This window comes from Pseudomonas sp. GM25 (genome assembly GCF_000282255.1).
In the GTDB taxonomy this organism is placed as follows: Bacteria; Pseudomonadota; Gammaproteobacteria; order Pseudomonadales; family Pseudomonadaceae; genus Aquipseudomonas; species Aquipseudomonas aphyarum.
This window is the reverse complement of the sequence record NZ_AKJQ01000048.1, coordinates 1-24537: the sequence shown is the minus strand read 5'-3', so window position 1 is coordinate 24537 and position 24537 is coordinate 1. Positions and strand designations below refer to the sequence as shown.

The 24537-nt window shown below is 62.8% G+C and carries 11 protein-coding genes; 5 read left to right on the top strand and 6 right to left on the bottom strand.

Annotated elements, in window-relative coordinates; all coding sequences use genetic code 11:
• Positions 1-12: 12 nt before the first annotated feature.
• Complete coding sequence (locus PMI24_RS19520) at positions 13-429, top strand: organic hydroperoxide resistance protein (protein WP_007956881.1); 417 nt, start codon at positions 13-15, stop codon at positions 427-429.
• 83 nt (positions 430-512) lie between these two features.
• Here the strand turns inward: PMI24_RS19520 and PMI24_RS19515 are convergent, their stop codons facing one another.
• From PMI24_RS19515 to PMI24_RS19500, 4 genes are all read right to left on the bottom strand, one after another.
• The gene (locus PMI24_RS19515; RefSeq protein WP_007956880.1) at positions 513-989 is read right to left on the bottom strand and encodes a copper chaperone PCu(A)C; all 477 of its coding nucleotides are present in this window, start codon (positions 987-989) and stop codon (positions 513-515) included.
• On the bottom strand, positions 989-1594 hold the full coding sequence (locus PMI24_RS19510) for an SCO family protein (RefSeq protein WP_007956879.1): 606 nt from the start codon (positions 1592-1594) through the stop codon (positions 989-991). The genes PMI24_RS19515 and PMI24_RS19510 overlap by 1 nt, the downstream gene beginning before the upstream one ends.
• 151 nt (positions 1595-1745) lie before the next feature.
• Positions 1746-3164 carry an AdeC/AdeK/OprM family multidrug efflux complex outer membrane factor gene (adeC, locus tag PMI24_RS19505; RefSeq protein WP_007956877.1) on the bottom strand — a complete coding sequence of 473 codons (1419 nt, stop codon included), beginning with the start codon at positions 3162-3164 and terminating at the stop codon, positions 1746-1748.
• Between the two features lie 62 nt (positions 3165-3226).
• On the bottom strand, positions 3227-4021 hold the full coding sequence (locus PMI24_RS19500; protein WP_007956875.1) for a helix-turn-helix transcriptional regulator: 795 nt from the start codon (positions 4019-4021) through the stop codon (positions 3227-3229).
• Between the two features lie 492 nt (positions 4022-4513).
• Between PMI24_RS19500 and PMI24_RS19495 the strand changes: the two genes are divergently transcribed.
• The 4 genes from PMI24_RS19495 (at position 4514) to PMI24_RS19480 (ending at position 22616) form a co-directional block, all read left to right on the top strand.
• The gene (locus PMI24_RS19495; RefSeq protein ID WP_007956873.1) at positions 4514-10924 is read left to right on the top strand and encodes a non-ribosomal peptide synthetase; all 6411 of its coding nucleotides are present in this window, start codon (positions 4514-4516) and stop codon (positions 10922-10924) included.
• A 185-nt stretch (positions 10925-11109) separates the two neighbouring features.
• A complete protein-coding gene (locus tag PMI24_RS19490) occupies positions 11110-19443 on the top strand; it encodes a non-ribosomal peptide synthetase (protein ID WP_007956871.1) in 8334 nt (2777 codons plus the stop codon).
• A 66-nt stretch (positions 19444-19509) separates the two neighbouring features.
• Positions 19510-20658, top strand: coding sequence for a macrolide transporter subunit MacA (macA, locus tag PMI24_RS19485; protein WP_007956869.1), 1149 nt, complete (start codon positions 19510-19512; stop codon positions 20656-20658).
• 2 nt (positions 20659-20660) lie between these two features.
• Positions 20661-22616 (top strand): MacB family efflux pump subunit, encoded by a 1956-nt coding sequence (locus PMI24_RS19480; RefSeq protein WP_007956868.1) that lies wholly within the window; start codon positions 20661-20663, stop codon positions 22614-22616.
• Between the two features lie 65 nt (positions 22617-22681).
• Here the strand turns inward: PMI24_RS19480 and PMI24_RS19475 are convergent, their stop codons facing one another.
• Entirely contained in the window at positions 22682-23452 is a 771-nt protein-coding gene (locus tag PMI24_RS19475) for a helix-turn-helix transcriptional regulator (RefSeq protein WP_007956866.1), read from the bottom strand.
• 968 nt (positions 23453-24420) lie between these two features.
• On the bottom strand, positions 24421-24537 hold a 117-nt coding region (locus PMI24_RS29530; protein ID WP_007956862.1), incomplete at its 5' end, for a hypothetical protein.

The window sequence follows — 24537 nt, the reverse complement described above, 5'->3', positions numbered from 1 at the left end:
CAGGAGATCGCCATGAGTCAGATCGAAAAAGTCCTCTACACCGCGAAAACCCACACCACCGGCGGACGTGACGGCGCATCGCGCAGTTCCGACGGGATCCTCGATGTAAAACTGTCGTCGCCCGGTTCCAGTGGCGGCGGGACCAATCCGGAACAATTGTTCGCCGCAGGCTGGTCGGCGTGTTTCATTGGCGCGATGAAAGCGGTGGCGGGGCAGCAGAAAATCAGCCTGCCGGCAGACCTGGCGGTGGATGCCGAAGTGGACCTGGGCACTAATTCGGGAGGGTATCTCCTGCAGGCGCGACTGAATGTAAGCCTGCCGGGAATGGAGCGTGGCGCGGCGCAGCAGCTGGTGGATGCGGCGCATCAGGTGTGCCCGTACTCCAAGGCTACGCGCAACAATATCGAGGTCGAATTGAAACTGGTCTGATATCCAGATGCAAAAGGGGCGGCATGATCATCGATCATGCCGCCCCTTTTGTTTTTTGAAACCGTAGATCTGTCAGTCAGCGATCAATGCATCTTGCTGTGATCGTGGCCTTCCATGGTCAGCGCCTTGACCGGTGCTTTGACTTCAACGGTTTCTTTTTCGCCCTTGGCGTTTTCCACGGTCAGGGTCAGCGGCACGCTGTCGCCTTCCTTCAGCTGAGCGGTCAGGCCCATCAGCATCACGTGGTAGCCATTCGGGTCGAAGTTGACGGCCTTGCCCGCTGGCAGGTCGACCGATTTCACCGGGCCCATGCTCATCACGTCGTTCTTCATGGTCATCTCATGAATCTGCACGTCCTTGGCCGCAGGCGAGGCAACGCTGAGCAGCTTGCTGTCGCTGTCGGCGGTGACGGTCATGAACGCGCCGCTGGCCGACTGGTTTGGCACGGTCGCGCGCACCCAGGCGTCGTCGACCTTTGTCTGCGCCGATACCTGGAAAGCCAGGCCCAGCAGGGACAGGCCCAGTGCGGCACGTTTGATGTTGTTCAGAAAAGGGTTCATCAGCAGACCTCCATGACGGTAAGCAAATCTTCCGTGCACTCTTGTGCAGAAAGCGATTGAGACAGACCCACACGCAAGTTGCCCCGGGTGTCGTAGACATAGCTGGTGGCGGTGTGGGAAAGGGTATAGGTGTCGCCGGCCGGGACTTTTTCGTAGAACACGTCGAATTCCTTGGCGGTGGCCTTGGTTTCTTCGAGGGTGCCGTACAGCGCGACGAAGCTTGGATCGAAGGTCTTGACGTAGGCGTCGAGGATTTCCGGGGTGTCGCGTTCCGGGTCGAGGGTGATGAACACCACTTGCAGGATGTCGCCGTCCTTGCCCATCAGCTTCTTGATTTTCGCGGCGCGGGCCAGCGTCGTCGGGCAGATCGCCGGGCACTGGGTGAAACCGAAGAAGATCATCGGCATCAGGCCGCGAAAGCTCGACAGCGACACGGTGTTGCCTTCGGTGTCCTTGAGCTTGAAGGTGCGTCCGAGGATCTTGTCGCTCAGATCCTTGCCGTACTTGTACGACAGTTCGCCGCGGGTGTCGCAGCCGGCGAGCAGGCCGAGACCGAGTACGCCCATTCCCGCAAGCACCTTGCGGCGAGTCAACAAAGCCGTCATTTCATACCGCCCTTTGGAGCCCGCCAGTCGGCAGGACAGGCGGGCGGGTTAACCGTAAAAGCGGCGCATGATACCAAAATGATCCGCTGCGCCGGTTTTCGATCGCCGGGCAATGTGGGATCTGGCGACAAAAGGTGTAAGAAAAAATGACTCAAGGTGCTGGCGGAGGCGGTTCGACCGGGCTCCAGCCACCGCCCAGCGCGGTGTACAGGTTCACTTGCGCCACCAGTTGCGCCAACCGGTCGGTAATCAGTCCTTGCTGGGAACTGAACAGCGAACGCTGGGCATCGAGGAACGTCAGGCTGCTGTCGACGCCGCTTCGATAGCGGTGCTGCGCCATGTCGTAGTAGTCCTGGGTCGCCTGCACCAGATCGCGTTGGGCCTGGAGTTGTTGTTCGTAGGTCTGGCGCGCCGCGAGGCCGTCGGACACTTCCTGGAATGCCGTCTGAATGGTCTTTTCGTACTCGGCGACGGTGATGTCTTTTTGCAGCTTCGCGTAATCCAGGCTGGCGCGCAGACTGCCGGCGTTGAAGATCGGCAGGTTGATCTGCGGCTGGAACGTCCAGGCCCCGGAGCCGCCCTTGAACAGCCCGGACAGATCGCGGCTGGATGTCCCGGCATTGGCGGTCAGGCTGACACTCGGAAAAAACGCCGCCCGCGCCGCGCCGATGTTGGCATTGGCGGCCCGCAGTTTGTACTCGGCCTGGAGAATGTCCGGCCGGCGTTGTAACAGATCCGACGGTAACCCGGCCGGCACGGTTGCCACCAGATCACTGTCCAGCGGACGCGCCGGCAAGTGCTCGGGCACCGGCGCACCCACCAGCAGCGTCAGGCTGTTCAAGTCCTGGGCGACCTGACGCTGATAACGGGCCAGGCTCGCGCGGGTGCTGTCGACGCTGGTCTGCGCCTGAATCTGATCCAGTGCCGAAGACTTGCCGGCCTCGCGGTTGCGGGTGGTCAGGTGCAGGCTTCGCTCGTCGGCGGCCAGCGTCTCCTGGGTCAGCGCCAGCAACTCCTGATCGGCGCGCCACGTCAGGTAGGCGTTGGCGACGTTGGCCACCAGACTCAATTGCGCACTGCGCCGGGCCTCTTCGGTGGACAGCCAGCTCAGCAGCGCCTGCTCGCTGAGGCTGCGCACCCGGCCGAAGAAGTCCAGTTCATAGGCGCTGATGCCCAGATTCACCGAGTAGGTCGAGGTGATCGCCGCCTTGGTGCGGGTCACGCTGGACGGCACCCGCTGACGCAGTTCATTGGCGTTGGCCGACACCGCCGGCAGCAGATCGGCACGCTGGATGCGGTACTGCGCCTGAAACGCCTCGACGTTCAGCGCGGCCACCCGCAAATCACGGTTGTTGACCAGCGCACTTTCGATCAACTGCTGCAACGCCGGGTCATTGAACAGCGCGCGCCAGTCCTCGACGCGGGGTGTGACCGGGGATTGCGCGGCATAAGCCGGACCTTGCGGATACTGCGCAGCGCTCGGCGAGGCCGGTCGCTGATAATCGGGAATCAACGAACAACCGCCCAGCAGCAGCGCGGCGGACAGCAGGGAAATCGGCAACCTGGACATCAAACAGCCTCGTTCACGAATGAGAGCGGACGCCGGGCGCCCGTGATGAGAAAAACGCCGGATCAGGCCCCGGCCATCCATTTCGCCAGACCGTGTCGCCCGCTGACCCCAAGCTTGGCGGCTGCGCGCTTGAGGTAGGTCTCGATCGAGCTGTTCTTGACCCGCAGCTTTTCTGCCATTTGCGGCACGGTGCCGCCGGTCAGCAGGCCCAGGCAGACCTCTTTTTCGCGCACCGACAGGGTGATGTCGCCCAATGCCAGGCGTTCGTCGAACACCTGTTGCAACGGTGTTTGTGGTTGATCGGCTTGTGGCGCGCGGGGTTGGCGGGCGATGGCTTGTCGACTGATGTGCGCGTGGCGCTCGATCAGGGGCAACAGGGTGTCGGACAGGCGCTTGAGGAACGACAGCTCCGGCAGGGAAAACACCCGATGCGTGTGGGGACGGTAGAACGAGATGACGCAACGGCGGTTGGACGTGCGAGACACCAGATTGCATTGGTGGACGCTGTGGTGCGGGTGTCGATGCTGGAGCGAGGCTTTCAGTTGAATCAGTAGCGAGTCGTTCATCTCGATCATCTGTTGCAGCAGCGGATGGTCGTCCGGGTGCTGCAACGGATCCGGGGGCGGGAAGGTGTCCGGCAAACCGGCACTGCCCAACGCCTTGATCTCGACCACGCTGGCTTCCCGCTCATCCAGGGTCCACTCACTGAGATGGACGCGATTGACCGGCACGAGGTTGTCGACCAACTGGAACATGTTCGTGGCAAAACGCTCGTTGCCGGTGCTGGCGATCAGTTCACCCAGTTGCCAGTAGAAGTGCGGATTTTCCATGTTGCGAAGACTGCCGGTCAGATTCATATCCTTGTCATCCTTGATTTAGAGCCATTGCCGAATCGTCTGCCGTGCATGCACCCGTGAAACGCCCACCCAGTCTTTTCTCCTTGAAATCGATCTGGAGCGGGATTTAAGCCTATGCATTTGTCCTACGTCTGTAGGGGAAAACAGGGACACAAAGTGCCACCATTTCCGAAAAAATGGCGTCACGTTTCTGTCAGATCAATGTGCAAGCTCTCGTAGTCCATGACTGTACGGTCTAGTGCGAACCCCGAAATCCGGGGCTCGGACCGACGCGCCCTACAATTGCGAGGCGCTAGTCGGTAGCAGCGAGTGGCGATTGTCCTACAGAATTTTCAGCCATTTCTTTCCGAACTTTTAGGGGGATCGCTGACTTATCCGGCCCTGTTGGCTCGCAGGACGGTGCGAAGTGCGCAGGGTTGTCCGGGTTTCACGTGTCACGCCGGTTTCGGGGCCGATGCTTGAATACGCGCCAAATCACGTGAGATGGATCTTATGAACCAATTTGCTGCCGACGCGGCGGACGGTCTGTCCGCGATTTCCGAGGCTTTCCCGTTGACTGCCGCCCAGCGCGACATCTGGCTCGATCAACTGCGTCAGGGGAACTCGCCGATGTACAACATCGGTGGTTATGTCGAACTGACCGGGCCGCTGGATCCGGCGCTGATGCAGGCAGCGCTTGAAGGGCTCGTGGCCCGGCATGACGCCATGCGCACCAGTCTGCTGCCGGGGGCCGGCGAGCATGGGCTGCCGTTGCAGCGTTTCGCGCAATCGATGCCGGTGCCGATGCCGGTGCACGACTTTCGCAGCCATCCCGACCCTTATTCCGCCGCGCGCCAACTGACTCAGGAATGCATCGAGCAGCGGTTCACACTGGACGGCGGGCCGTTGTTCCGGTTTTGCCTGATCTGGCTCGATGACGACTGCCATTGGCTGTCACTCCAGGCCCATCACCTGATCGTCGATGGCTGGGGTTTCGGCGAGATGCTCAAATCCCTCGACGAGATTTACAACGCGCTGGCGCTCGGGCAACAGCCACCCGATTCGGCGCCGTCCTATGTCGATTTCATCCGTGACGATGCGCGGTATTTTCAGTCCGCTCGTTATGCCCGTGATCGTGCGTACTGGCTGGACAAATACCAGCACCGTCCCGAACCGCTGTTGTTGCCGCGCTATCAGGAACGCTTTGCCTGCGCTGCGGCACCGACCCGGATTTTCTCGCAGGTGTTTCCGGCACGTTTGCATGAACGCATGAAGCAGGTGGCCCGAGAATACGGCGCGTCGGCGTTTCACGTGTTGCTGGCCGCGATCCATGTGTACTTCAGCCGCAGCGCACAGCGTGACGAATGGGTGGTGGGCGTGCCGCTGCTCAACCGTTCCGGCGCCCGGTTCAAATCGACCCTGGGGCTGTTCACCCAGGTCAGCGCGGTGCGCATGGGGTTCGGCCGCGAGTTGTCGTTCAAGGCGCTGATCAAGGCGATTGGCGATGAGCTGAAACAGGATTTCCGCCATCAGCGTTTCCCCCTCAGCGAGATGAACCGCGCACTCGGTCTGTTGCGCGAAGATCGCTCGCAGCTGTTCGAGGTGACCGTGTCCTACGAGCGCGACGCGCATGAGTACCGCTATGGCGATGCGCAGGGGCGGGTGGTCAAAGTATCGAACCACGAAGAGGGCACGCCATTGTCCGTGCACCTGCTGAGCAGCCGGGGCGACGACGAGGACAGTCTTTACATGGTGTTCAACGAGGCCTACTTCGACGCCGATGAAATCGCGGCGCTGAGCGGGCGCTTGCTGTGGGTGCTGGAGCAGGGGCTTGAAGAACCCGCGCTGGCGGTGGGCGATTTCAGCCTGAGCCTGCCGGCCGAAACGGCGCTGTTGCAGCAGTGGAATGACACACGCGTTGAATTCCCCAATGACCTGACCATCCACCAGCGCATCGAAGCGCAAGCGGCGACGCGACCGGATGCGCTGGCGGCAGAGTTCCAGGACTTGCGGCTGACCTATGCCGAGCTGAACCGACAGGCCAACGCCCTGGCCCATCATTTGATCGGGCTCGGTGTACGACCGGATGACCGCGTGGCGCTGGTCGCCCGCCGAGGGCTGGACACACTGGTCGCGCTGCTGGCGATCCTCAAGTCCGGCGCCGGTTATGTGCCGGTCGACCCGGCCCATCCTGCGGAGCGGCTGAGCTATTTATTGCGCGACAGCGCTCCGGTCGTGGTCCTGACCCAGCACGATTTGCGCGAACGCTTGCCGGTGCTGGACGTGCCGCTGATCGAAATCGATTCGCGCGGCTGGCCGATCAACGATCTCAACCCCGACGTCCCGGGGCTGACCACCGCGCACCTGGCCTACGTGATCTACACCTCCGGCTCCACCGGCCAGCCCAAAGGCGTGATGGTCGAACATCACACGCTATCGCATCTGGTCGACTGGCATTGCGCAGCCTTCGATCTGTGTGCCGGTCGTCACACTTCAAGCCTCGCCGGCTTCGGCTTCGACGCCATGGCCTGGGAGGTCTGGCCGGCGCTGTGTGCCGGCGCGACCCTGCACCTGGCGCCGTCCCGTGACGGCGGCGAAGACATCGACGCGCTGCTCGACTGGTGGCGTGCGCAACCGCTGGACGTGAGTTTCCTGCCGACCCCGATTGCCGAGTACGCCTTTAGCCGCCACCTCGAACACCCGACCCTGCGCACACTGCTGATCGGCGGCGATCGCCTGCGCCAGTTCAATCGCGAGCAGACGTTCGCGGTGATCAACAACTACGGCCCGACCGAAGCCACAGTCGTCGCCACCTCGGGCCGAATCGAACCGGGCCGGACGCTGCACATCGGCAAACCCGTGAGCAATGCCACGGCCTATCTGCTGGATGACCGACAGCGTCCGGTGCCGATTGGCGTTCCCGGCGAGTTGTACGTCGGTGGCGCCGGTGTGGCGCGGGGTTACTTCAACCGCCCTGAGCTGACCGCCGAACGTTTCCTCGACGATCCATTCATCCGCCAGCCCAACGCACGGATGTACCGCACTGGCGACCTCGCACGCTGGCGCCCGGACGGCACTATCGAATACCTGGGCCGCAACGACGATCAGGTGAAAATCCGTGGCGTGCGCATCGAGCCCGGCGAAATCGAAGCGGCGTTGAGCAGCCATGAGTCGGTGCGCGATGCGGTGGTGCAGGTGCGCGACGGACAGTTGCTGGCCTGGTTCACCGAACGCCAGCCGCTGGATATCACGCAGCTGCATGCTCACCTCAAGACCCGTTTGCCCAGCGCGATGCTGCCGTCGGCCTACGTGCGTTTGACGGCGTTTCCCCTGACCGCCAACGGCAAACTGGATCGTCAGGCGTTGCCGGCGCCGGGGCCGGAGGCGTTGATCCGCCGCGAGTATGAAGCGCCGCAAGGCGACGTCGAAATCCTCCTCGCGCAGGTCTGGGCCGAGGTGCTGCAAGTCGAAAAGGTCGGGCGTCACGATCACTTCTTTGAACTGGGCGGGCACTCGTTGCTGGCGGTCAACTTGATCGAACGCATGCGCCAGCTCGGCATGAGCAGCGATGTGCGCGTGCTGTTCGGCCAGCCGACCCTGGCGGCACTGGCCGCATCGGTAGGCAGTGGTCGGGAGGTCGAAGTGCCGGCCAACCTTATTCCGCCAGGTTGCACGCAGATCACTCCGGACCTGTTGCCATTGGTAGAACTGGATCAGCCAACCCTCGACCGGATCATCGCCACGGTGCCGGGCGGAGCGGTCAACGTGCAGGACATTTATCCGCTGGCACCGTTGCAGGAAGGCATCCTTTATCACCACATCACCGCCGCGCAGGGCGATCCGTACCTGCTGCAATCGCAACTGGCGTTCGACAGCGTCGAGCGGGTCGAGGCCTATGCGGCGGCGCTGCGTCAGGTCATGGCGCGCCACGACATCCTGCGCACTGCGGTGGTCTGGGAAGGTTTGACCACACCGGTGCAGGTGGTCTGGCGCGAAGCCGAACTGCCGGTGCAGGAAATCACCCTTGATCCGGCGGAGGGCGATGTCCTCGCGCAACTGCACGCGCGTTTCGATGCTCGTCGCTATCGCATCGACATCAGTCAGGCGCCGCTGATCCGGCTGATGTATGCGCGCGATCCGGCTCACGGGCGGATCGTGGCGATTCTGTTGTTCCATCACCTGGCGCTGGATCACATCGCGCTGGAAGTCCTGCGACATGAAATGCGCGCCAACCTGCTGGGGCTCGATGAACCGCTGCCGCCAGCGGTGCCGTATCGCAATTACGTGACCCAGACCCGGCTTGGTGTCAGCGAGCAGGAACACGAAGCGTTCTTCCGCGAGATGCTCGCCGACATCGATGAGCCGACCTTGCCATTCGGTTTGCAGGACGTGCAGGGCGACGGGCGCGGTATCGACGAAGCCGTGCGCACGCTTGCGCCGGAACTGGATCGGCGTTTGCGCCTTCAGGCGCGGCAGGCGGGCGTCAGCGTGGCCAGCCTGATTCATCTGGCCTGGGCGCAGGTGCTGGCGGCGACGTCGGGGCAGGAGCACGTGGTGTTCGGCAGCGTTTTTATGGGCCGGATGCAGGGCGGCGAGGGCGCGGACCGGGCGCTGGGGGTGTTCATCAACACCTTGCCACTGCGAGTGGACATGGACCGCGGCGCGCACGATGCGGTGCTGCTCACCCACGCCCGACTGACCGATTTGCTCGGGCACGAACATGCGTCACTGGCGCTGGCCCAGCGTTGCAGCGGTGTTGCGTCACCGGCGCCGCTGTTCAGTGCGTTGCTCAACTATCGGCACACCGAACTTGAGGCGCAGGAGTCGGCGTCGGACCCAGCCTGGCAAGGCATTCAGACCCTGGAGAATGAAGAACGCACCAACTACCCGATGACCCTGAGCGTCGATGATCTGGGCAGCGCTTTACAGATCACCACGCGGACCCTGATGAGCATCGGTGCGCAGCGCATCGGCGACTACGTGCAAACCGCGTTGCAGGCACTGGTCGATGCCCTTGAGCAAACCCCGCAACAGCCGCTGAATCGCTTGCCGGTCCTGCCGGCGGCGGAGCTTGAGCAACTGCTGGTCGAGTTCAATGCCAGCGAAGTCGATTGCCCGCTCGATCAGCCGCTTCAGGTGTTGTTCGAGCAACAAGTGCAACGCAAGCCCGACGCCATCGCGTTGCAGGCTGGCGAGCAACAACTGACCTATCGCCAGCTGAACGAACAGGCCAACTGTCTGGCGCATCATCTACGCGAGCACGGTGTGCAGCCCGATTCGCGGGTGGCGATCTGTGTCGAGCGCAGCCTGGATCTGGTGGTCGGCCTGCTCGGCATTCTCAAGGCCGGCGGCGCGTACGTGCCGCTGGATCCCGACTATCCGCTGGATCGCCTGCATTACATGCTGCAGGACAGCGCCCCGGTGGCGGTGCTGGTCCATGACGCCACCCGCAATCTGTTGGGCGAGCCGGGTGTGCCGGTCTTCGATTTCGACCGTTGCACCTGGCAGGGCGCGTCCGCCGACAACCTGCAAATACCAGGTTTGAGCGCTGCAAATCTGGCCTACATGATCTACACCTCGGGCTCCACCGGCACGCCGAAAGGCGTGATGATCGAGCATCGAAGCGCCTGCAACATGGTCCACTGGGGCTCACAGATCAGCCCGCCGACCGAGCACGGCGCGCTGTTGCAGAAAGCGCCGTTCAGCTTCGACAGTTCGGTGTGGGAGATCTTCTGGCCGCTGTGTTCCGGCCTGCGGCTGGTGCTGGCGCGTCCCGACGGCAACCGCGATTCGGCCTATGTGACCCAGGTGATTCGTGAACGGCAGATCACCGTCGTCAAGTTCGTGCCGGCGCTGCTGCAACAGTTCATCGAACAGGACGATGTCAGCCAGTGCACCAGCCTGACCGACGTGCTCAACGGTGGCGGCGAACTGACCGCCACACTGGCCCGGCGCGTCCGCGAACGCCTGCCGTGGGTGCGTCTGCACAACGTCTATGGCCCGACCGAAACCACGGTCGACAGTACCGGCTGGACGCTGGAACCGGATCAACCGGTGCCGGAAGCCGTGGTGCCAATCGGCAAGGCGCTGAGCAACACCCGGCTCTATGTGCTGGACGCCCACGATCAACCGGTGCCATTCGGTGTCAGCGGTCACTTGCACATCGGCGGGGTCGGAGTTGCGCGCGGTTATCTGGGGTTACCGGGCATGCAGGCCGAGCGTTTCATCGACAGCCCGTTCGTGGCCGGTGATCGCCTGTACCGCACCGGCGATCTGGTGCGCTACCGGGCGGACGGCAACCTCGAATTCCTCGGTCGCAACGACTTCCAGATCAAGCTGCGCGGCCTGCGTCTGGAACCGGGGGAAATTGAAGCGCGGCTGATCGAGCACCCGGCGGTGCGTGAAGCGGTGGTGCTGGTGCGGGACGAGCGGCTGGTGGCGTATTTCACCGTGCGCGAAGGCTTCGACGCGCCTCCCATCGAAACCTTGCGTGCCCATGTGCTGGAGCGTTTGCCGGAGTACATGGCGCCGGGCGCTTACGTGAAACTCGAGGCATTGCCCCTGACCCCGAACGACAAGGTCGACCGCAAAGCCTTGCCGGCACCGGGGGCAGAGGCGGTGCTCAGTCGCCGCTACGAGGCGCCCGAGGGCGAAGTCGAAATCCGGCTGGCGCAGATCTGGGCCGAAGTGCTGCAACTGGAGCAGGTCGGGCGTAACGACCACTTCTTTGAACTCGGCGGGCATTCGTTGCTGGCGGTCAGTCTGGTGGCGCGCATGCGTCAGGCCGGGCTGCACGTCGATGCGCGGACGCTGTTCAGCCAGCCGACCCTGGCCGCGCTGGCGGCTCAGACTTCGGACCAGGCCAAACAGGTGGAAGTCCCGCAAACCACCATACCGACGCTCAACCGCAAACGTCGGCTCTGAGGCGACATCGGCGTCGATTCGCGGTTCCCGCGGATCGACGCCATGACTGTCCGGTCACGGGGCTTGTCCCCGCTTCCCATGTCAGACACCCAAGCCCCGATGTTTTAGCTTTTCCAGGCTGCGCGCGGCCGCACGGACTCGCCGCTGCGCGCTCCTTTTTCCCGAATTTACAGCAGGTTACCCCCATGCAATTTCGCGAGCTGATGGCTGTTATTTCCACCCATGCGATCCGCCTTCAACAGGACGATGAAGACCTGGTCATTCTGGGCAACGACGACGCGCTGGACGACGCGTTGTGGGACAGCCTCGCCAAGCACAAGGCGCAGTTGCTGGAACTGGTGGCGAGCCACGGCGGCGACTGGTCGAGCCCGGCGCTGCGCATCACCCCGGACATGCTGCCGCTGGTGCAACTGGATCAGCCGGCCATCTACCGCATCGTCGCCACCGTGCCGGGCGGCGTGGTGAATGTGCAGGACATCTATCCGCTGGCGCCGTTGCAGGAGGGCATGCTGTATCTGCACCTCGCGGCCGGCGAAGGCGATCTGTATGTGCAACAGGCGCAGTTCACCTTCGACAATCACCAGCGCCTCGATGCATTTGCCCAGGCACTGCAATGGGTGATCGACCGTCACGACATCCTGCGCACCTCGTTTGTCTGGAAGCGCCTGGACGAGCCGGTGCAAGTGGTCTGGCGTCAGGCGCCGCTGGTCTGCGAAGAGGTGCAGCTCGACACCTCCACGGATGTGTTCAGTCAGTTGCAGGCGCGTTACGACGCCCGTCATTTGCGCCTCGATCTGCAACAGGCACCGCTGCTGCGGCTGGTGTACGCCCGGGATCCGGCGCAGGGGCGAATCGTCGCGCTGCTGCTGTTCCACCACATGATCATCGACCACGTTGCGCTGGACGTGGTGCGCCGGGAAATCCAGGCCTGGCTGCAAGGGCAGACCGAACAGGTCGCGGCGGCGGTGCCGTTTCGCAATCACCTGGCCCGGGCGCGTATGGCCCTCGACGAGCAGGCCCACGAAGCGTTCTTCCGCGAGATGCTCGGCGATATCGACGAGCCGACGTTGCCGTGGGGCTTGCAGGATGTTCACGGCGGCGGACAGGACTTCGAAGACGCGCAATTGACGCTCAGCGACGCACTGAACCTGCGACTGCGCACGCAGGCGCGGCAACTCGGTGTGAGCGTGGCGAGCCTGATGCACCTGGCGCTGGCGCGGGTGTTGGGCCAGTTGTCCGGGCGCACCTCGGTGGTGTTCGGCACGGTGTTGCTAGGGCGGATGGAGGCGGGCGACGGTGGCGAGCAGGCGTTGGGCATGTTCATCAACACCTTGCCGCTGCGGGTCGACGTCGGTGCGCAAAGCGTTTACGACGGCGTACTCGCCACGCACCGTCGGCTGAGCGCCTTGCTCGCCCACGAACAGGCCTCGTTGGCATTGGCCCAGCGTTGCAGCGCGTTGAGCGCGCAGACGCCGTTGTTCAGCGCCATGCTCAATTACCGTCACAGTGCTGTCGGTGACGTTGCCGCGGTGATCGAACTGGCGCCCGGCGTCCAGGTCTTGAGTGGCAAGGAACCGACCAACTACCCGCTGACCTTGAGTGTCGATGATCTGGGCAGTGGTTTCCGGTTGTCCGCCATCGCTCCGAGCGGCATCGGTGCCGAACGGGTTTGCGCCTATGTGCAGACCGCACTCGACGCCTTGCTGAATGCCCTCGAACAATCGCCTGAGACGCTGATCAACCAGTTGCCGATTTTGCCGGCGCACGAGCGTCAGCAATTGCTGGTGGCTTTCAATGACAGTCATGTCGATCTCGACCTGGAGCAGACCGTTCACAGTCTGTTCGAGGCTCAGGTCGAGCGCACGCCGCAGGCCGTCGCGTTGCAGTCCGGCGCGCAGTCACTGACGTATGTTGAACTCAATGTGCGGGCCAATCGCCTGGCTCATCGGCTGCGTGAGCTGGGTGTCGGGCCGGATACGCCGGTGGCGATCTGTGTCGAGCGCGGACCTGAACTGGTGATCGGCCTGCTGGGCATTCTCAAGGCTGGCGGCGCTTACGTGCCGCTGGATCCGGCGTACCCGGCGGAACGCCTGAACTACATGCTCAAGGACAGCGCGCCGATGGCGCTGCTGGCGCACGGCGCGACCCGGGCGATGTTCGAGGCGGGCGGCGTGCCGTTGCTCGATTTCGATCAGGATCACTGGCAGGACTATCCCGAGCACAATCCTCAGGTGCCGGGCCTGAACGCTTCGAACCTGGCCTACGTGATCTACACCTCCGGCTCCACCGGCACGCCGAAAGGGGTGATGGTCGAGCACCGGGGCCTGGGCAATCTGCTTCATTGGAGCTCGCAGGTTTGCCCGCCCGTGGCGGACGGCGCCCTGTTGCAGAAAACCCCTTACAGTTTCGACGCCTCGGTCTGGGAGCTGTTCTGGCCGCTGACCGCAGGCCTGCGTCTGGTGCTGGCGCGTCCCGATGCGCACTTCGAACCGGCGTATCTGACGCAAGTGGTGCGCGAGCAGCGCATCAGCGTGATCCAGTTCGTCCCGGCGTTGCTGCAGCAATTCCTCGACGTGGAAGACGTCCGCCAATGCATCAGCCTCACGGATGTTTTCTGTGGCGGCGGCGAGCTGACGCCAGAGCTGGCCCGCCAGGTGCGCGAGCATCTGCCGCAGGTTCGCTTGCACAACGTCTACGGCCCGACCGAAACCACCGTCGACAGCACGGTGGGGACGCTGGAGCCATCGATGCCGGTGCCAGAAGCGCTGTTGCCTATCGGCCGGCCGTTCTGCAACACCCGTTTGTATATTCTCGATGAACAACTGCAACCACTGCCGCTGGGCGTGGCCGGTGAGCTGTACATCGGCGGGGTGCAAGTGGCGCGGGGTTACTTGAACCTTGCGTCGCTCACCGCCGAACGCTTCCTCGACGATCCGTTCAGCGATCAGCCGAACGCGCGGCTGTACCGCACGGGCGACCTTTGCCGCTACCGGGCCGACGGCACCCTTGAATACCTCGGTCGCAATGACGATCAGGTGAAGATTCGCGGCTTGCGTATCGAACTCGGGGAAATCCAGACGCGCCTGACTCAACTCGCCACCGTGCTTGCGGCCGAAGTGCTGGTGCGCGAAGACGTGGCCGGCGATCCTCGGCTGGTGGCGTACTACATCGGTGAATCGCTGGAGATCGGCGAACTGCGCAGCCATCTGCTGGAGCAGCTGCCGGATTACATGGTGCCGACGGCGTTCGTCCATCTCGACGCCATGCCGCTGAGCCCCAACGGCAAACTCGATCGCAAGGCCTTGCCGGCGCCGGATCAAAGCGGCCAGTTGCTGCGTGGGTATGAGGCGCCGGTCGGCGATGTGGAATGTCGCATCGCCGGAATCTGGCAGACCTTGCTGAACGTCGAGCAGGTCGGGCGGCATGACAATTTCTTCGAACTGGGCGGTCATTCCCTGTTGGCCGTGAAGCTGGTCGAGCGCATGCGCCAGCAGGAATTGAGCTGCGACGTGCGGGTTCTGTTCGGGCGGCCAACCGTGGCAGAGCTGGCGGCGACCCTGGGCGCGTCGTCCGGCGTTCAAGTGCCGGTCAATCGCATCACTCCTGACTGCAAACACATCACACCAGACATGCTGCCCCTGGCCTCTCTGGATCAGGCCGGCATCGACCGGGTACTGGAAAGCGTCCCCGGTGGCGTCGCCAACGTGCAGGACATCTATGCGCTGGCGCCGTTGCAGGCGGGGATTCTGTATCACCACATGGCCGCGACTGCCGGTGATCCTTACGTGTTGCAGGCGCAGTTCGTGTTTGACGGGATCAAGTCGATCAAGGCGTTTGTGCGCGCCGTCAACGTGGTGATCGCGCGCCACGACATCCTGCGTTCAAGCGTGGTCTGGGAAGGTCTCGAAGAGCCGGTGCAAGTGGTCTGGCGTGCGGCGCCACTGGCGCTTGAACGAATAGATCACGAGGCACTGGAAGGTGATGTGCTGCGACAGATGCAGGCGCTTTTCGACCCGCGTCACTACCGTCTGAACCTGGGCCGCGCACCGATGATGCGTTTCGCCTACACCGAGGACCCGCAGCAAAAGCGCTGGGTCGGCATCCTGCTGATGCACCACCTGATGCTCGATCACACCGCGCTGGAAGTGCTGGTGAGCGAGATGAACAGCGTGCTCCACGGCCACGCCGCCGAACTGGCGACCCCGGTGCAGTATCGCAACTATGTCGCGCAGGCACGGCTCGGCGCGGATGCCGAAGCGCACGAAGGATTCTTCCGCGACATGCTCGGCGACATCGACGAGCCGACCCTGGCGTTCGGCGTGCAGGACGTGCACGGCGATGGCAGCGCGGTGGTCGATAGCCAACTCACGCTGGACACCGCATTGGCCCTGCGTCTGCGCGAGCAGGCGCGGCGGCTCGGCATCAGCGTGGCAAGTCTGGCGCACCAGGCCTGGGCGCAGGTGCTGGCGCAGATCAGTGGCCGTGACGAGGTGGTATTCGGCACGGTGTTGCTGGGGCGGATGCAGGGCGGCGAGGGTGCCGACCGGGCGTTGGGCCTGTTCATCAACACCTTGCCGCTGCGGGTCAGCGTGACCGCCACAGCGGTGCGCGACAGCGTGCTCGCCACCCATGAACGGCTGGCGCAGTTGCTCGCGCATGAACAAGCGTCACTGGCACTGGCCCAGCGTTGCAGCGGGGTTTGCGGCTCGCTGCCGCTGTTCGGCACGTTGCTCAACTATCGCCATAGCGCGCCGCAGGCTGCGGGGCTGACGCTGGATGGCATTGAATTGCTCAGCTCCCGCGAGCGCAGCAACTATCCGCTGGTGGTCAGCGTCGATGACCTTGGCGAAGGCTTGCGTCTGAGTGTGCAAGCGGTGCCGGGCATCGACGGTGCGCGGGTCTGCGAGTACATCAATGTTGCGTTCGACAGTCTGGTGCAGGCGCTGGAGCAGGCGCCGCAACTGGGCGTGGACCAGTTGTCGATTTTGCCGCCGGATGAGCGTCGGGAGTTGCTGGTCGGGTTCAATGCGACTCAGCGGGAATACCCGTCGGGGTCGACGGTTCACGGTCTGTTTGAGCAGCAAGTGAAACTGCATCCGCAAGCCGTGGCGGCGGTGCATGGCAATGCAGCGTTGACCTATGAAGAGCTGAATCAACGGGCCAACCGACTGGCCCATCATCTGATCGGGCAGGGCGTGCAACCGGGTGATCATGTGGCGATTCTGCTGCCGCGTTCGCTGGATCTGCTGGTCGCGCAACTGGCCATCGGCAAGTGTGCGGCGGCTTATGTGCCGCTGGATATCAACGCGCCGGCCGAGCGTCAGGCGTTCATGGTTGAGGACAGCTCGGCGAAAGCGCTGTTGACCTTGAGCACCGAGACGGTTGATTACGCGGTGCGCCGGATCGATCTGGATACGCTGCCGCTGGACGCGCAACCGGTCCACAACCCGGACTTGCCGCAGTCCTCCGAATCCGTGGCCTACATCATGTACACCTCCGGTTCCACCGGCACGCCGAAGGGTGTGATGGTGCCGCACCGGGCCATCGGTCGACTGGTGATCAACAACGGTTACGCCGATTTCAACCCGCAGGATCGCGTGGCGTTTGCCTCCAACCCGGCGTTTGACGCGAGCACCATGGATGTCTGGGGGCCGTTGCTCAACGGCGGGCGAGTGGTAGTGATCGATCACGCGACCTTGCTTGATCTGCAGGCATTCGGACAGGAGTTGGCGGCTTCTGGTGTCACTATCCTGTTTGTCACTACCGCATTGTTCAACCAGTACGTGCAGCTGATTCCCGAAGCCCTCAAAGGCCTGCGCATCGTGCTCTGCGGCGGCGAACGCGCCGATCCCGCCGCTTTCCGCCGCTTGCTGGCCGAAGCGCCAAACCTGCGCATCGTCCACTGCTACGGCCCGACCGAAACCACCACCTACGCCACAACCTTCGAAGTGCGCGAAGTGGCGGAGGACGCCGACAGCGTGCCAATCGGCGGCCCGATCTCCAACACGCAGGTCTATGTGCTCGACGCCCGTCAGCAACCGGTACCGATGGGCGTGACCGGCGAGCTGTACATCGGCGGGCAAGGCGTGGCGCTGGGGTATCTGAATCGCCCGGATCTGACCGCCGAGAAATTCCTGCAAGATCCTTTCAGTGACCAACCGGGTGCGCTGCTGTACCGCACCGGCGACTTGGCCCGCTGGCTCGCACCGGGCCAGCTGGAATGCATCGGCCGTAACGACGATCAGGTGAAAATCCGTGGCTTCCGCATCGAATTGGGGGAAATCGAAAACCGTCTGCTGAACTGCGAAGGGGTCAAGGAAGCCATCGTGCTGGCCCGTCAGGACGGCCAGGAACCGCTGCGCCTCGTGGCGTATTTCACGGCCGAAGAGGGCGTCGACAGCGCCAGCCTGCGCAGTCAGTTGCAGGCACGTCTGCCGGAATACATGGTGCCCTCGGCCTGGGTACAGCTCGACGTTTTGCCGTTGAACAACAACGGCAAAGTCGACCGCAAAGCCTTGCCGATCCCGGCGCAGGACGCACTGCTCAGCCGTGTCTACGAAGCCCCGGCCAATCCGCTGGAGGAAAAACTGGCGCAGATGTGGGCCGAGGTGTTGCAGGTCGAACAGGTCGGTCGTCACGACAACTTCTTCGAACTGGGTGGCCATTCTTTGCTGGCGATTCGTCTGGTCAATCTGATGCAGCAGAACGGGCTGGAAGTGACGCTGGCCGAGCTATTCCAGCACGCCAGCATCGAGTCGCTCGGCACCTTGCTCAGTCAGCGTACGGACGCCGAGCCGCAGGATGACGGGCTGGTCGTGGTGCGTGCCGGTGGCACAGGCGCACCGTTGTTCCTGGTCCATGAGTTCAGCGGACTGGACGCCTACTTCCCGGCGCTGGGTTTGCACATCGACGGCGATTTCCCGATCTACGGCCTGCCGGGCATTCCGTTCGGCAAGGCACCGCTGCGCACCATGGAATGCCTCGCCGCACGCATGGTGGAAATCATCCGTTCGGTGCAGCCGCAAGGGCCTTATCGCCTGGCCGGCTGGTCGTTCGGCGGGGTGCTGGCCTATGAAGTGACGATGCAGTTGCTGGGCATGGATGAGGTGGTGTCCTTTGTCGGTCTGATCGACAGTTTCGTGCCGCGCCTGACCGATCAGGGCAAGGCGCGCTGGAGCGACGAGCACGCGCACAAGCGCCAGTTGCTGCAGCACTGCACGATGTACTGGGCCACGCGCGGCGAGGCGGGACAAACCGCGCTGGCGCATCTGGCGCTGTTGCAGACCGAGCTGGAACAGATCGACTTCCAGCCGCTGTTGAGCCGTTGCCGGGAAGAACAACTGCTGCACCCGGACATGGCCGCCGCCGCGCCTCAAGACCTCTGGTACTACCTCGACCGCGAGGTCGCCCACGGGCATGCGCTGGCGCATTACCGGATCAATCCATTGGGCTTGCCGCTGCACCTGTTCCGGGCGCAGGAGCATCCGACGGAGTTGTCTCGTCGTCACCCGACTCTGGGCTGGTCGGACGAGATTCCGGCCACGCTGCTGCGCTGCATCGATGTGCCGGGCGATCACCAGAGCATGATGCAGGCGCCGAATGTGCACGTGCTCGGTCAGGCACTCAGCCAGGCATTGCAGGCTTCGACTGCCATCGAATCCCGAGCCTATCAGCCGTTACTGACAATCCAGACCGGTCACGCCGGGCATGCGCCGATTTTCTGTGTACCGGGGGCTGGCGACAGTGTCACCGGGTTCATCCATCTGACCGAGGCGCTGGGGCCGGAGTGGCCGATTTACGGGTTGCAACCCCGAGGCCTCGACGGCGCGACCGTGCCGCACAGCCGGGTCGAAAGTGCGGCCACGTTCTACCTGCGGGCACTTGAGCAGTTGTATCCGCAAGGACCGGTGCATCTGATCGGGCATTCGTTCGGTGGTTGGGTAGCTTACGCCATGGCGGCGCAGTTGCAGGCGGCGGGGCGCGAGGTGGCGTCCCTGACCCTGATCGACAGCGAATCACCGGGCGGCAACAGCGTCGTGGGCAAGCCTTACACCACAACGGCGGCGTTGTTGCGGCTGATCGAGTCGCTGCAACTGTCCAGCGGCAAGTCTCTGGGCATCGATGCGCTGGACTTTGCCGAAGCCGACGACACCACGCAAATGCGCCTGCTGCATGACGGGATGGTGCACGCGGGTGTGCTGTCCGAACGCGCGTCATTCGGCGCGATGCAGGGCCCGGTGCGCACCTTCGCCACCGCGCTGCGCACGGTCTATCGGCCGACTCTGGCCTACACCGGGCCGGTGCGTCTGGCGCTGGTAGACGACCCGACGCTGGACGCGTCAGGCAACCAGCGCGAACAGGCGGCAATGCTCGAAGGCTGGCAGCGCGAGGCCAGGGATCTGGCGGTGTGGTACGGCCCCGGCAACCACTTCACGATTCTCAAGGCGCCCAACGTCTTCAGTCTCGCGGCGTGGTGGCATGACGGGCTGACGGTGGCGGCGGGTCAAGTGTTGTCCTGATTGAAGTTTTTATCCTGGAACCCGGCCGCTGGCCGGGCTCAACCCTGAACGGAATTGTGGTCATTTATGGAACAGTCGAAGTTGCGCAAAGTCGGTCTGGGTATCGCGTTGACGCTGGTGGCCGGGTTGGTGTTCTACACGGTGCAGGCGCCGGCCGAGGCACCGCAATACCTGACCGCCACGGTCGAACGCGGTGATATTGAAAACGCAGTGCTGGCCACCGGTTTGCTGGAGGGCATCAAGCAGGTGGACGTCGGTGCCCAGGTTTCGGGGCAGTTGAAGTCGCTCAAGGTCAAGGTTGGCGACAAGGTCAAGAAAGGCCAGTGGCTGGCGGAAATCGACCCTCTGGTGCTGCAGAACACCCTGCGTCAGGCTCAGGTCGATGAGGAAAATCTGCAAGCCCAGCGCCGGGCGACTCAGGCTCAGCTGCGCCAGACCAAGGCGATCTACGAGCGTTATCAAAATCTGCAGGAAGACGCCTCGATTTCGCGGCAGGATTTCGAAACCGCGCAATCGAACTACGAAGTGCAGCAGGCCAACCTGTTGTCGCTGGACGCGCAGATCAAGAGTGCGCATATCCAGATCGACACGGCCAAGGTCAACCTGGCTTACACGCGGATCGTCGCGCCCATCGACGGCGATGTGGTGGGCATCGTGACTCAGGAAGGCCAGACCGTGATCGCCAACCAGCTGGCGCCGATCCTGCTCAAACTGGCGGACCTGGACACCATGACCGTCAAGGCTCAGGTGTCGGAGGCCGACGTCATTCACATCGCGCCGGGGCAGGAGGTTTACTTCACCATTCTGGGCGAGGACAAGCGCTATTACGGCAAGCTGCGCGGCACTGAGCCGGCGCCGCAGAACTTCCTGGAAACCCCGCCCGCCGGCACGCCGAAGCAGAACACGGCGGTGTTCTATAACGCGCTGTTCGAGGTGCCCAACCCCGATCACCGTTTGCGCATTTCCATGACGGCTCAGGTGCGGGTGGTGCTCGACACCGCCAAATCGGTGCTGACGATTCCGGTGGCCGCGCTGGGCCCGCGTAACAACGACGGCAGTTTCCCGGTGCGGGTGCTGGACGCCAAGGGCCAGGCGCAATCGCGCAATGTGCAGACCGGGATCAACAACAACGTCAAGGTGCAGGTCAACGACGGTCTGGCCGAAGGCGACCGGGTGGTGATCGGTGATCCGGTGACGAAAGTGGCAGGGACATGAACATGAGCGAACCTCTGCTGCAACTGACCGACATCAGCCGCAGTTTCACTGCGGGCGATCGCGAATTTCTCGCGCTGAAAAACATCAACCTGACGATTCATGCCGGGGAAATGGTGGCGATCATCGGTGCCTCGGGCTCCGGCAAATCGACCCTGATGAACATTCTCGGCTGCCTCGATTACGCCACCGCCGGCAGCTACAAGATCAATGGCCGGGAAACCCGGGATCTGGACAATCAGGCGCTGGCCGAACTGCGCCGCGACTATTTCGGCTTCATCTTCCAGCGCTACCACTTGCTGCCGCATCTGAGCGCGATGCACAACGTCGAGATGCCGGCGATCTACGCCGGCACGCCGGAACCACAACGGCATGCCCGGGCTCGTGAATTGTTGGCGCGCCTTGGGCTGGAAGGGCACCTGACGCATCGTCCTAGTCAACTCTCGGGCGGTCAGCAGCAGCGGGTGAGTATCGCCCGGGCGCTGATGAATGGCGGGGAAGTGATCCTCGCGGATGAGCCCACTGGCGCCCTCGATACCACCAGCGGCAAGGAGGTGATGCGGATTCTGCTGGAACTGCACGCGGCCGGGCACACGGTGATTCTGGTGACCCACGACCCCAAGGTCGCGGCCAACGCCGAGCGCATCATCGAAGTCAGCGACGGCGAAATCCTCAGCGACCGGCGCAACGAGCGCGACACCACGGCATTGAGCAATGAGGACGCGGTGCCCAAGTCCACGGCAGCGCGGCGTCTGGTGGCCAGCCTCGGGTTGTTCAAGGAAGCGTTCAACATGGCCTGGGTCGCGCTGATTTCCCATCGGATGCGCACCTTGCTGACCATGCTCGGGATCGTCATCGGCATCACCTCGGTGGTGTCGATCTCGGCCATCGGCGAAGGGGCCAAGCGCTATGTGCTCAAGGACATCCAGGCCATCGGCAGCAACACCATCGATATCTATTCCGGCACCAGTTTCGGCGACAGTCGTTCGGCCGCCATCGAAACCCTGGTGCCGGCGGATGTGACGGCGCTTAATCAGCTGTATTACGTCGACAGCGCCACGCCGGTGGTTGGGCGCAATCTGTTGCTGCGCTATCGCAATATCGACCTCGATGCCCAGGTCAATGGCGTCAGCGATCTGTACTTTCAGGTGCGCGGAATCAAGATGGAGTCGGGCATTGCATTCAGCGAAAGCGATGCCCGGCGCCAGGCGCAGGTGGTGGTGATCGATCACAACACCCGCCATCGATTGTTCGGCGAAGGAGTCGATCCGCTGGGGCAGGTGATCCTGATCGGCAACCTGCCGTGCACCGTGATTGGCGTGGCGGCGGAGAACAAGAACATCTTCTCGTCGAGCAAGTCGCTCAACGTCTGGGTGCCCTATGAAACAGCAGCCGGGCGGCTGTTGGGCCAGCGTTACCTGGACAGCATCAGTGTGCGGATCAAGGACGGTCAGCCGAGCAAGGTGGTGGAAGACAACGTCAACAAACTGATGCTGCAGCGTCACGGCACCAAGGATTTCTTCACCAACAACCTCGACAGCGTGATGCAGACCGTGCAGAAAACCAGCCGCTCGCTGGCGCTGTTGCTGTCGCTGATTGCAGTGATTTCGCTGGTGGTGGGCGGCATCGGGGTGATGAACATCATGCTGGTGTCGGTCACTGAGCGTACCCGTGAAATCGGCATTCGCATGGCGGTGGGGGCGCGGCAGTCGGACATTCGTCAGCAGTTTCTGGTGGAGGCGGTGATGGTCTGTCTGTTGGGCGGCGCCATCGGTATTTCGCTGAGTTACGCCATCGGCCATCTGTTCTCGTTGTTCATCAAGGAATGGGAAATGGTGTTCTCGCTGGCCTCTGTGCTGACTGCGGTGATCTGCTCGACGCTGATCGGCATCGTGTTCGGCTTCGTGCCGGCACGTAATGCGTCGCGGCTCGACCCGATCGAGGCGTTGGCGCGCGACTGAAAGGTGGATATGAAAAAACCGCCGTCCCTGGCAGGGCGGCGGTTTTTTTACAGACGTGCGAACGATCAGGCCGCGTTGGACGGGTCGCAGGCGGCCGGGCAGTCTTCAGGTGAATACATCCAGCGCATCAGCGAATGGCGGCCGCTGATCCCCAGTTTGATGGCGGCACGCTTGAGATAGCTCTCGACGGTGTTGACCTTCAACTGCAACTGCTCGGCCAGTTCGGGCGCGGTACGCCCGGCAAGCAGGCCGACGCACACTTCCATCTCACGGTTTGACAGGCTCAGGCCCAGCTGCTGCACGCGCTCGCAGAAGCGCAATCGCAGGGTTTTCAGGCCTTGCAGCGATGCTTCGGTCGCTGCAGCTTGCGCCTCGGGATCCGCATTCGCCGGTTGCAGCGCGTGGATGTGCTTTTCCACCATCGGCAGCAATACCGGGGAGATGTCCTGCAACAGGCTGCGCTCCCGGGCGGAAAACCGCTTCGACGGGCCGCAGCGGTACACGGAAATCACATAACGGTAACCGTCCTTGCGCCGGGTCAGGTGCAACTGCGAAGCATCGGTGACCGTGGAGGGTTCGGGGGCGGGCACGTCGCTGCCGCCGGGATCGGTGCTCAATTCGGAATACACCGTCTCGGCCGTCAGTGTCGCCTCTCTGGGGCATTCAGGATCCGTGCGTGGCTGCGCACGTCCGACCGGCTCCACGCGCATCTGCCGGATATGTGTGGCATCCACGGCCAGTTGGGTGAGGATCAGGTCATGCAGCATCCGCGGAAAATGCCGGCTGCCGGTGCTGGCGATGACCTTGCCGATGTGAGGGAACAGATGTGAGTTCATGTGTTTCATCCATGAGTAGCAATGGGGGAATTGCGTTTTCCCGACTCTCCGGCTGATGTCCTTGGCCGGCGACCACAAATCGGGAAATTGGATCCTATCCTAGTACAACGTTTGAGCGACGGTTTAATGAAGGGGCTATTAGCTCATAACCAGTGTGAGTGGCGTGGCGCGAAGGGTGCTGCCCGTGTCGCGGTAATAAGTTCGTAGGTCTTCGAAGTGAGTAATGAAATGTCCTACAGGGGTCTTCAGAGAAGTCCTACTTATGACAGCTATTTATAGGCATAAAAAAAGCCCGTTTCAGCCGAAACTGAAACGGGCTTTTCCCGCATCAACGACCGGTTATTTCAGGTCGTTGAAATGGTCTCGCAGGAATTCGTAGAAGCGGAACGCTTGAAACGATCTCCATACGAGGCTCAGCGTACGCAGCAACAGCTTCATACGTTTTGGCCTCCAGGTCGGGGGCCAAACCTCCAGCGCACTTACCGGATCATGTGTGCCTTGGGTCTGCACGTCAGCGTGACCAGTGAGGCGGCCGGTTGATGTCCCCCCGAAACATCATTCCGGCACGGGTGCAAAAACCGTGTCGGAGGGCGTAAACCTGTAGGGTCACCGACCAGACCTCGCTGCTTCGCTGCAATGTGAGCGCCCGCATACTAACCCAGAAAACAGCCTATCCATGACTGACTTTGCTGTTTCGGATGAAGTGAGGCTGCATACTTTGTTAATTGTTATTTCTGCCATTTTTTATGGTTGGTGCCGTGCGTCGAAGAATATTTCTCGGATTTTCATGGCTGGTATTTCAAGTAGGCAAAAGGTGTTGCAGGAACCGATAAAGATAAATACCATCCGTTTACGTCAGTGTGGCCAGTGAGGCACACCGAGCCCCAGCCGCAAACTGAGGCTTGTCGAAAAAACCGCCCCGCAAAGGCGGTTTTTTTTCGCCCGTCGTTTGGCCCTCGCCAGCGATCCTATGCCTCGGTCAGCGAAGGCAACGCGGCATCCACCAATTCGATCCAGTGCCGGACCGGCGTGCGCCCCGCACCGTCGAGGTGCGCCTGGCAGCCGATATTGGCGGTGGCGATGAC